The organism is Candidatus Borrarchaeum sp., assembly GCF_019058535.1.
Classification (GTDB): Archaea; Asgardarchaeota; Sifarchaeia; order Borrarchaeales; family Borrarchaeaceae; genus Borrarchaeum; species Borrarchaeum weybense.
This window is the reverse complement of sequence record NZ_JAHPYX010000166.1, coordinates 1-9,875: the sequence shown is the minus strand read 5'-3', so window position 1 is coordinate 9,875 and position 9,875 is coordinate 1. Positions and strand designations below refer to the sequence as shown.

The window sequence follows — 9,875 nt, the reverse complement described above, 5'->3', positions numbered from 1 at the left end:
TCGCCCAGCAAGCGGTGCCGAACATATGTTTTCACATGCTCTGGATCAAATTCATATTAAGGAAGGAAGAATGCCTCCAGCATTACATGGAGAACAAGCAGGCGTAGGATCTATTATGACGATGTATCTCCATGGCGGTGATTGGGAGCGCATAAAAGATGCTTTGCGCAAGATAGGTGCGCCAACAACTGCTGGTGAGTTAGGAATTGAACCAAAATATGTTATTGAAGCACTAACCACGTGTCATAAAATCCGACCTGACAGATATACGATTCTAGGCGAAAAAGGCTTAACAAAAGAGGCTGCAACTCGATTAGCGAATGTGACAGGCGTAATAAACTGATAAGAGTGGGATTATATGGAAGATACAGAACCAGTGATAACATTCATCGCAAAAAACCTGGCAAAATCTGGTTATAAGTTTCAACATATGGGAGACTTAGAACAATGCAAGACCTGCAAAATGTATCACGTTTGTATTCAACCATTAGAAGCAGAACGCATTTATGAAGTGATAGAGGTCTTAGAGAATGAGTTTGAGTGCCCTCTACACGAAGAACAGATTAAAGTGGTTCGCGTAAAAGAAACAGAAAAAGAAGTTGGTATTCCAACCAATATAACCTTCTCAGGAGCAACTATATCCTTTCAGCCGCAGGATTGTTCCGAAATTTGTGAGTTCCGAAAGTTTTGTGTTCCCGCAGGACTTAAAGAGGGAGATAAGGTTCGTATCCTAGATATCATACAAAAAGTAGAATGCAGTGAAGGAAACGACATATCAATTGCTTTGGTTGCTAGAATTTCTCCTCAAGAACGTTCGTAGACTTCTAAAAATTCCACTAAAGTGATATCTTCGAAAAATTTGTGAATGTCGCCAGCTATACCGCTTTTAGCAAATTGAATTCCCTCTGCGAAAAACATCTCTTTTGGTATTTTGATTGATACTTTATCTTCTTGCACGTCAATTTCAATCGTCTCAGAGAGAGTTGAAAGTCTACGTTTCATCAGTTCCTTTATTTTTTCGGTCATGTCCTCTATCTTTCTAAGAACCGTTACTTCATAACTGAGAACTTTACCGGCTAATGGATGGTTTAAATCTAGGCGAACTCGACCGCCTGAGGCACTTTGAACAGTTGCCAATGAACCTTTATATCGGAATGTCATCCCTGCTTGAGGTTTGAGGTCTCTTTTTCTAAACTCACGTATAGGAACGGTCTTTACACGCGAAGGATCTCGTCCTCCAAACGCTTTTTCGGGAGGAATTTCTACGATAGCATCCTGCTCCCCAACTTTAAGCGTCAAAAGACTATCATCGAGACCCTCCACGACCCAACGTTCCCCAACTACAACTAGTTCTGGGCCGTAGATCCCATCATCACGATGCATTTTCTCCTTTTTCGCAATTTTTTCATTCGTCAAGGCAAATATTTTGCCCGTATCTTTTATCCTCCCAATATAATCGATAAGAACAAAGTCACCTTTATTTATTTCAATTTCTTCTGATTCGCTCATTTTTAACACCCTTACAGTCTATTCTCCTTTTCTGAGATACCATCCAAGATCTATGATATTTTTTATACATATTTTGAGTCGATTATGTTTCATTTTCGCTAAATCGTAAAGGATCTTACCAAGGCCTATTGGAAAACCATTTTCATCAAGAAGGATGGCATAATCGCCTTTCTTTGCTTTATAAATTTTATCAACTGCAGAAAAGGATATATTTCTTCCATAGAGAATAGTTTGTGCTCCTTTCGCTGTTAGATGAATACGCTTTGAAGTAAATTTACCTATCTCAAAAACGGCTTCAAGACTCAATTTAAATTTTTTGTTTTTGTCTAACTCTCCTATTTGCATCCCTATAGAGTACGGCTGCTTTTTATCAGCTATCGCTTCTAAAATCGTAATCATTCTGTCAGATACTAAAAAGATTTCTTTCCAATTTCCTTCTCCGATGATGAGATGTTTATTCTGAATAAACTTCTCTGCAATTTTTTCGCCAAATAGGTTATCAATAGCATTTTGAATAAACTTGAGTTCTTCGTGAGTTGAAAGTCGAAACTTAATCATTTTTTCAGCTATCCTTTTGAAGTTTGCAAATAAAAAACCCTTCAGTTCCATCTTTATGAGGATAAAGTCTTCGCGCTTCTTTGATTGAAGGATGAAGCGTTTTTTCGAATATTACATCAGAAAAGGCAGGGGATCCTCCATTAAAATCCATCTTTCTAACATGAATATCTTCATTCTTGAGTGCGTGATCTATCACAAACTCATTTTCTTCAGGCGCAATTGCACATGTCGAATAGACTAGACTTCCACCTGGTTTTAAACAGGCTACTGCGGCATCTATAAGACTTTTTTGCAACTCAGAGACATACAATATATCTTTTAATTCACGACTTGTCTTTCGTGTAGGATCACGAGGAATAAGTCCTTCACCAGTACACGGTGCGTCCAATAATACTTTGTCGGCTTGTATACCAAGACCAGATATTTGACGACCATCCATACGAATAATCAATGCATTATATACACCACATCGAGACAGGTTTGATCGAAGACTTTTAGTACGCTTTCGATTAATGTCAATACCAATAATAACTCCTTTATTTCTCATAAATTGAGCAATCTGGGTGGTTTTTGCGCCTGGCGCGGCAGCTAAATCAATTACAATCTCGCCTGGTTTTGGATCAAGAACCTGAACAGGAATCATAGAAGCTTCGGATTGTAGAAAATAAAAACCTAGTAGATATTCATTTGTAGCCCCTAAAGGAAAGGGGGTTTTGAAAACTCTATAACCATGTGCGATAAGAGGAATTTTTTCGATAACGAAGCCTTTCTTAGTAAACAAATTAACAAAATCTTCTTCATCAATCCTTAACGTATTGCAGCGCAGGGTAGGTATTAAGCCTTGCTCATTTGCTTTAAGAAACTGAACGGTTTCTTCGTTCCCAAACATTTCCAGATAGCGCGTTATCATGTACTCTTTGTATCCATATGTTTTTGCAAGATCTTGTATTATCTGATCTTCTCTAGACAAACGCTTCAACATCCTTGAAGAAAAATCCTACAGAGACTTTTACATTTTTTCATGGTTATGCAAAACAATACCACGAATATAATCCAAAAGTTTCCCAACTACAGTCAGTTAAACCGGAAAGTTCCCTGTTCAAAACAATGGCTTTTTGCAATGCAACAGAGAAACGAAGTCCAATAGAGTACCATCCGTCTTGATCAGATTGAAAAGAGCGCACCCACAGAATATGATTTGAAAGTAGCCAAAACGCTGAATAAGTATTTGTAGGAGAGCAACAAAATATTGGAAATAATAGAGCGCTGTTCTAAACAAGTGCTATCAGGAAATATATCTCTCAAGATCATGGCGTTCTTTCCAATATTACTTCGACTTTTCGTTTCTTAGTGTTACGAAGAATCTCTAGTGCTACTTTTTCACCAACTTTTCTTTTTTGTATCTCTCTTACTAATTCTTCTGCTGTATTTATCGGTTTATCATCGAATTTAAGTACAATATCTCCAGGCTTTATCCCCGATTTGGCTGCGGGACTACCTCGCAATACTCGTGCGAGAAAAACTCCTTTATCGGTTGGTAAATCATAATAAGATGCCGCGTCTTTGGTAATCGTCAAGCTCTTTATACCAAGCCTAGGTTTAATTCTACTCCCATGATCAATTATTTCCGTTGCGCATTGGGCAGCGTCATTTACAGGGATTGCAAAACCAATGCCTTTGGCGAACGGAATTAGTGCGGTATTGATAGCAATTACTTGCCCTTTGAGATTAATAAGTGGACCTCCGCTATTCCCTGGATTTATGGCAGCATCAGTTTGGATAAGGTTTTCTAACATACCATGTCTTGTGTTTATAGAACGATTTAGAGCACTTACCACTCCAGAAGTTACTGCTGGACTACCGGCAAAACCAAAAGGATTGCCAATTGCGAAAACTCTTTGACCCACCCTTAATTTATCAGAATCTCCCAGTTCCACTGCAGGAAGATTTTTCTTATTTACTTTAACAATTGCTATATCCTGTGTTGTACAATCCCCTACCACCGTACCTTTTACGACTTTTCCATCTGTCAACGTTATCCCGATCTTTCTCGCACCGAGAACGACGTGTTTATTCGTTAAAATCAGGCCATCTGAATCGATGATAGTGCCAGATCCTGTCCCCTTAACAGGCTCTGCTCTGTAGAGGTTACGCTGTATAAGTTTTACGGTGCCTATATTCACAACGCTCTGATTTACCTTTTCTAACATCTCTACAACATCATCCTCATTATAATTTGCCAAATCAGTCACCGCCAAATATTTTGCAATTAGAAAAATACCGATCTTTATTGAAGAACCATATCTTGCCCACAGCAGACTAAAGTTCCAACTCCTGATTCTAGTACCTTTACTCTATTTCCGCAAATCTCGCATAAGTACTCTTCACCCACTTTTGTCATGCATTTACCTCCTTCTTTATTATTTAGATTAAATACAGAAGATTTCTTACCAGAATATTCTGAATAAAACCCTTTTTTGGTACTCTCTGCTTATATTTTTTGAGGAAGAGGAATACACTACCTTGTCCTCTAAAAAAGGAAAAGTTTTAAGAACAAAAAGCCTAAAGAGAAGCATACGGGAGAGAGACATGTGTTTACTCGTTATGATGCTATCAAAAGGACGTTAATCATCATTCTAATTGTAAACCTTTCAGTTGCGCTTTTAAAAGGCATCTATGGAGGTATCACGAACTCTCTAAGCCTGATTGCTGACGCATTTCATAGTTTATTCGACGCAAGTTCCAATGTAATTGGGCTGATTGGTATTAGACTAGCGAGAAAACCAGCTGATACTGAGCATCCTTATGGTCACTGGAAATATGAAACAGTATCAGCTATCATCATAGCAGCAATGATTTTTCTGACAGGTGTAGAAATTATAGAATCGGCGATTGAAAGATTTATTGCTCCAGCAACACCTGAAGTAACTGTTGTAAGTTTCATCATCGTTATTGCTACCATCGTTATTAATTTTATCACTACGATATATGAAGAGAAAAGAGGGAAGGCTTTCGATAGTTCAATCCTTCTGGCAGATGCTTTACATACTAGAAGTGATATATTTGTCTCAGCATCTGTCCTCGTAAGTTTCATTGGAATCTTATTGGGATTTCCTATCATCGACCCCATTATAGCAGTCTTTGTCGCGGTAATGATTTTTCATACAGGTTTCGAGATTGCAAAAGAGAGCATAGAAGTCCTTGTGGACACATCAGTTATAGATCCTTCAAAAATACAATCAATTGTAAACCAAATCGAAGGCGTTTCCGACAGTCATAAAATCAGATCAAGAGGGCAACATAACGAAATCTCAATCGACCTTCATGTAACGGTTGATCCAGAAATCTCTGTGCATGATGGACATGACATAGCAGATAACGTAGAAAAAACCTTAATAGAAAAAGTTCCAGGTGTTCGTGATGTTACAGTTCATATAGGTCCTGCTGGCCATCCAGAATGTGAAGAATACTAATCGTTTGCGATTGGAATCGTTGCCCTGAAGATTTTTTGTGAATAGCAAAAGGAGTTCGAAGAGCCAGATGATAGAAGTTGAGGTAAAAGCGAAAATTTCGCATCCAAATGAAATCATAAAGCGGCTCAAAACTCAAGCCACATTCCTTAAGGAAATCTACCAAGAAGACATTTATTTTAACGCGCCAGATAGGGATTTTAGAATAACAGATGAAGCATTGCGAATTAGAATTTCATCAGGAGAAGAATCTGCTTTAACCTATAAAGGTCCTAAAATAGGTAACCTTATCGATAAAACTAGAGAAGAAATTTCAGTAAAAATTAAAGATCAAAAAACACTTCAAGTTATTCAAGTTATTTTGGAGAAAATAGGATTTCAGCCTGTTACAAAGGTATTAAAAAAACGCTTACTTTTCCGATTTAACGATCTTTATATTTCAATAGATTTTGTTAAGGATTTAGGAGAATTCATAGAAGTCGAAGTTCTAGTTCAAACACAAAAAGAAATTGCGAGCGAACGATCAAAGATATTGAATTTTTTAGAAATTTTAGGTGTCCCTTTTGAGGATCTTGAAAGACGCTCGTATCTTGAGCTTTTATTAAATAAAAGAGTTTTTGTGCGAAAGAAAAAAACTAAATAAAGAATCATATAAACACTCTAATAAGGTTATCAGGGGAAATTTTTGTTTGGGTGTTGAAATTTCGTATGAGTAAATCTTATAGGAGCGACAGATATTTACATAGAGTACATAATCCTTCTTTTCAAATATTGCGAAAAGTGAAGGATATGATACTCTGGAACTATAGATATTATTCTCTTCGTGAACCCAAGGTAAAATCTTGGGTTCCTCACGATGATCCTGAAATTGTAAATGCAATTTTAGGTGAGATAAAAACGAATAATTTCAATATTATCAATTTGGAAGCTAATATAGCGGACTATAAGCAATATATGAGAAAGGCAGAATATCACAAATTTCCAGATTACTATAAAGATCGTAACGCGAAGAATTTTATTGAGAAATCCCTTGAACATTATTTAGCGGCAAATCTATTAGATCTTTCTAAAGACGATATATACATAGATATTGCCAGCGGGAACTCTCCTACCTCAGAGATATATCAGAAATTATACAGATGTAAGGCGTATCGACAGGATTTAGCATTTCCGAGGGGTATTCATGGAAACACTATCGGTGGTGATGCGTCTAATATGCCTGTAGATGATGATTTTTGCACGAAAATGGCTTTACACTGTTCTTTTGAGCATTTTGAGGGAAATTTAGATATTAAATTCATCAAAGAAGCTAGCAGGGTTCTTAGAAAAGGAGGAAAACTTTGTATCTTACCTCTTTATCTTTTTACCAAGTACGCAATACAAACAGATCCAATTGTTCTACCACGAAGCGGTATAAATTTTGAAAGAGAGGCTACGTTATATTGTGCAAAAGGTTATGTGAATCGGCACGGCCGCTTTTATGATATTCCACATCTAATTGAAAGAATTAGAAAGAATTTAAAAGACCTAAAATTGACTCTTTACATCATTCAAAACGAAAAAGAAGTAGACACTTCTTGTTATGTTAAGTTTATTGCGTTTTTCGAAAAGTTATAATTTTTGGCAACCACTCTCTTTCAATAGAATCCCTCATCCCATCTGTCCCAAAACTTAAAAATAAGATATTGTCACTCACAATTCATTCATATAACTCAATTTAGAATTGGTGAGATTTTTTGTCAAACGTAATCTCTTCCAAACGCAATGTTATATTGCAAGCGCTATTAGGTATTGCGATTCTCATACTTCTCTTCTGGCAAGTAGGATGGAATGATTTTCTTGACGCCATCGTGAGCATCGAGTTATCACTCTTCATCTTAGCTTTAGTGTTTTATGCGATAGACAATTTAGTTCTGGCATTTCGTTACCATTTCGTTCTAAAATATATGGACATTCAGGTTCCTTTCGTACAAGTCTTTCTGTGTCATCTAGGGGGTATGCTCTATAGCGATGTAACTCCTGGACGCGTTGGCTATTTTACAGTCCCTTATTTCCTCAAAAAAAGAGCAAATGTTGCCTATTCTTCAAGTCTATCTGCAATCATTGGTCTTCAGTCTTTGGAATTCTTCATTAAAGTATTTGGATGTGGAATCGGATTAATCTTCATTGGTTTCACTATTGAGAATCAGATTTTGTTTATTGTATTACTTATTGGAACCATATTCCTCTTTATTGTGGCGGTAATACTTGGCATTATTGTCTGGTCTGAAAAAGCTGAAGGTATTGTTCAATGGTTATGCAAGATTCCTCTAATCGGAAAGATACTAGCAAAGCTGCTACCTAAATTTTCTGATTTTCAACAACAAGGCCAGAAAATAAAACCAGTGATCCCACATGCAATAGGCTTTACTTCGGTATCTTGGCTTCTTAAAGGGCTCCAATGGTATTTAATCGCACTCTCACTTAACATAACTGGTATTTCATATTTCGGGTTTGTAATGATTCATCCACTTCTCACTGCACTTTCTTTCGTTCCTATTACACCTGCAGGTCTTGGATTGCAAGAATCAGGAATCGTAATTATCTTTACTTTGGTCTTTGGACAAGAAGCCGCTAGTTCATCTGCCTTCTCAATTCTCGCACGATTTTATGCTATTTTAGTTGATCTGGCTGGAATAGTGGTCCTTATATGAAAGATCATTAGCAAGTTCTTCTATTTTCTTGTCATCGAGTATACGCCATGTCAACAATTGTTGTCAAGTCTTTTACCTCTAGTTTTACTGGATTATTGTCAAGATTTCTTGAAAACAAAAGAGCTTTCCTGATAATATTTTCCTTCTCCCCATATCCGATGCCTAGGTCTAAAAGAGATCTAATTATACCAATTTCATGAAATTTCTGATTTAATGCATTGATAAAGTATTCGGGATCTGTCTGTTTGAGCCTCATTGCATACGCAAGTTCATAAATCCTATCAGAAATGCTGTCTTTTTCGTATTCTAAGACAGGTAGCAAGAATACGGCACTGGCTAACCCATGAGGAATTCCGTGTTTTGAGGTCAAATAATATCCAAGAGCATGAACTGCAGTTGAACCAGAGAAGTTAATTGCCACTCCAGCTAAAAGACTGGCATATAACATATGTTCTTTGCTATCTTCGTTTCCTTTGTATGCCTCAACAACATTATCAAAGGCAAATTTGATTGATTCCTTAGCAAATAGATCCGAGAGATGTGTATATTTGATATTCACAAATGATTCAATTGCATGACAAAAGGTATCAGCACTTGTATTGGAAAAAACCTCTTTAGGGATATGCTTCAGATTGTTTACATCAAGTAAAGCAATTCTAGGAACGAGCGGATCACCTGAAATTGTTTTTTTTAATCCTTCATCATTATCTGTTATAACTGCATACCTAGTTGCTTCACTCCCAGTGCCACATGTCGTAGGAATTGCGATAACAGGATATATTTCTTTTTCAACAATATTTGGAAAAAAATAGTCTTCAATTTGACCTCCTAATTTTGAAATAAGTGCAACCGCCTTTGCTGCGTCAATAACGCTTCCTCCACCAAAAGCTATTATTACCTCACATTCATTATTTAAGAAGTTATCAACAGCCTTTAACACAGTTTTCTTAGTCGGATTTGGTTCAACTTCTTCGAATAGGTGTGTTCGTAATTCAAAATTGCTAAGTTTCTCTAAAATATCATCGGTATAGCCATGTTTTCTTGCGAAATTTTTGCCTGTCATTAAAAGACATTTCTTTCCAAATCTAGAGGCAAATTCGCCGATTCTTGACAGTGCGCCTTTTTCAAAAACAACCCTAGTGGGCAAATAAAATTTAAAGCCATTCATTAGAATCATGATTTCTTTGTTGTTTTTGTTTAAAAATATTAAAACACTAATGACATGGAAGTGAAGCTAAACAGGCTTATACAATTCTTGCAGGCAAACCTTACGATTATTTATAAAACTGTGAAATTATTAACGACATTCCACGTTTTATGATAATCCTCAATCTTTCCGTGAGAGGAAAGACCAGCCTTAAGGTTATCGGGCTGTGCGCTCGTCACCGAGTTCAACACATGCTTCATTAATACCGTTTTGCACAGTATCTCAGCAGTCTTGAAGGAGGTTATCCCGCTGTGCTCGAAGAGGTCATGGATCATCGCCCAGCTATGGTAAGGACTACTCTTTTTCACATGAGGCTCGATGTACTCCTCAACGTGTGAGAGCACCCAATCGTAGACGGCTGGAATTGCTTCCTTGAAACCCAGCCCTCTTCGAGCTATTACATAACTTGCAAGGTGATGGATTGACAAATTATATAAT

General features: G+C 37.0%; 12 protein-coding genes and 1 pseudogene. 6 read left to right on the top strand and 7 right to left on the bottom strand.

What is annotated here, in order from left to right; translation table 11 throughout:
• The coding region (locus QVB70_RS09695) for an iron-containing alcohol dehydrogenase (RefSeq protein WP_287585536.1) at nt 1–343 on the top strand (343 nt) is incomplete at its 5' end.
• Nucleotides 344–358: 15 nt separating this feature from the next.
• On the top strand, nt 359–820 hold the full coding sequence (locus QVB70_RS09690) for a UPF0179 family protein (RefSeq protein WP_287585535.1): 462 nt from the start codon (nt 359–361) through the stop codon (nt 818–820).
• On the opposite strand, the gene QVB70_RS09685 is transcribed toward QVB70_RS09690, so the two are convergent.
• The 5 genes from QVB70_RS09685 to QVB70_RS09665 all read right to left on the bottom strand — a co-directional run bounded on the left by QVB70_RS09685 (nt 805) and on the right by QVB70_RS09665 (nt 4,468).
• Nucleotides 805–1,509: a peptidylprolyl isomerase gene (locus tag QVB70_RS09685; protein WP_287585534.1), complete on the bottom strand. Its 705-nt coding sequence runs from the start codon at nt 1,507–1,509 to the stop codon at nt 805–807. The genes QVB70_RS09690 and QVB70_RS09685 overlap by 16 nt on opposite strands.
• Nucleotides 1,510–1,527: 18 nt before the next feature.
• Complete coding sequence (locus tag QVB70_RS09680) at nt 1,528–2,067, bottom strand: NIP7 N-terminal domain-related protein (RefSeq protein ID WP_287585533.1); 540 nt, start codon at nt 2,065–2,067, stop codon at nt 1,528–1,530.
• Between the two features lie 4 nt (nt 2,068–2,071).
• Entirely contained in the window at nt 2,072–3,037 is a 966-nt protein-coding gene (locus tag QVB70_RS09675) for an RsmB/NOP family class I SAM-dependent RNA methyltransferase (protein ID WP_287585532.1), read from the bottom strand.
• A gap of 337 nt (nt 3,038–3,374) precedes the next feature.
• Nucleotides 3,375–4,310 (bottom strand): S1C family serine protease, encoded by a 936-nt coding sequence (locus QVB70_RS09670; protein ID WP_287585531.1) that lies wholly within the window; start codon nt 4,308–4,310, stop codon nt 3,375–3,377.
• A gap of 44 nt (nt 4,311–4,354) precedes the next feature.
• Nucleotides 4,355–4,468 (bottom strand): desulfoferrodoxin FeS4 iron-binding domain-containing protein, encoded by a 114-nt coding sequence (locus QVB70_RS09665; protein ID WP_287585530.1) that lies wholly within the window; start codon nt 4,466–4,468, stop codon nt 4,355–4,357.
• A gap of 190 nt (nt 4,469–4,658) precedes the next feature.
• On the opposite strand from QVB70_RS09665, the gene QVB70_RS09660 reads away from it, so the two are divergent.
• The 4 genes from QVB70_RS09660 to QVB70_RS09645 all read left to right on the top strand — a co-directional run bounded on the left by QVB70_RS09660 (nt 4,659) and on the right by QVB70_RS09645 (nt 8,230).
• Complete coding sequence (locus tag QVB70_RS09660) at nt 4,659–5,540, top strand: cation diffusion facilitator family transporter (RefSeq protein WP_287585529.1); 882 nt, start codon at nt 4,659–4,661, stop codon at nt 5,538–5,540.
• 67 nt (nt 5,541–5,607) lie between these two features.
• A complete protein-coding gene (gene cyaB / locus QVB70_RS09655; RefSeq protein ID WP_287585528.1) occupies nt 5,608–6,180 on the top strand; it encodes a class IV adenylate cyclase in 573 nt (190 codons plus the stop codon).
• Between the two features lie 65 nt (nt 6,181–6,245).
• Entirely contained in the window at nt 6,246–7,154 is a 909-nt protein-coding gene (locus QVB70_RS09650; protein WP_287585527.1) for a methyltransferase domain-containing protein, read from the top strand.
• A 119-nt stretch (nt 7,155–7,273) separates the two neighbouring features.
• Entirely contained in the window at nt 7,274–8,230 is a 957-nt protein-coding gene (locus QVB70_RS09645; RefSeq protein WP_287585526.1) for a lysylphosphatidylglycerol synthase transmembrane domain-containing protein, read from the top strand.
• 31 nt (nt 8,231–8,261) lie between these two features.
• Here QVB70_RS09645 and QVB70_RS09640 read toward each other — a convergent pair whose 3' ends face one another.
• Both QVB70_RS09640 and QVB70_RS09635 read right to left on the bottom strand, forming a co-directional pair.
• Nucleotides 8,262–9,398, bottom strand: coding sequence for an iron-containing alcohol dehydrogenase (locus QVB70_RS09640; protein ID WP_287585525.1), 1,137 nt, complete (start codon nt 9,396–9,398; stop codon nt 8,262–8,264).
• A 110-nt stretch (nt 9,399–9,508) separates the two neighbouring features.
• Nucleotides 9,509–9,875, bottom strand: a pseudogene (locus tag QVB70_RS09635) (hypothetical protein); the annotation flags it as partial.

Bases quoted from the DNA above. Each gene is read 5' to 3' on its own strand.
- QVB70_RS09690 (WP_287585535.1), top strand. From the start codon at position 359: ATGGAAGATACAGAACCAGTGATAACATTCATCGCAAAAAACCTGGCA.
- QVB70_RS09685 (WP_287585534.1), bottom strand. From the start codon at position 1,509: ATGAGCGAATCAGAAGAAATTGAAATAAATAAAGGTGACTTTGTTCTT.
- QVB70_RS09680 (WP_287585533.1), bottom strand. From the start codon at position 2,067: ATGATTAAGTTTCGACTTTCAACTCACGAAGAACTCAAGTTTATTCAA.
- QVB70_RS09665 (WP_287585530.1), bottom strand. From the start codon at position 4,468: ATGACAAAAGTGGGTGAAGAGTACTTATGCGAGATTTGCGGAAATAGA.
- cyaB (WP_287585528.1), top strand. From the start codon at position 5,608: ATGATAGAAGTTGAGGTAAAAGCGAAAATTTCGCATCCAAATGAAATC.
- QVB70_RS09650 (WP_287585527.1), top strand. From the start codon at position 6,246: ATGAGTAAATCTTATAGGAGCGACAGATATTTACATAGAGTACATAAT.
- QVB70_RS09640 (WP_287585525.1), bottom strand. From the start codon at position 9,398: ATGAATGGCTTTAAATTTTATTTGCCCACTAGGGTTGTTTTTGAAAAA.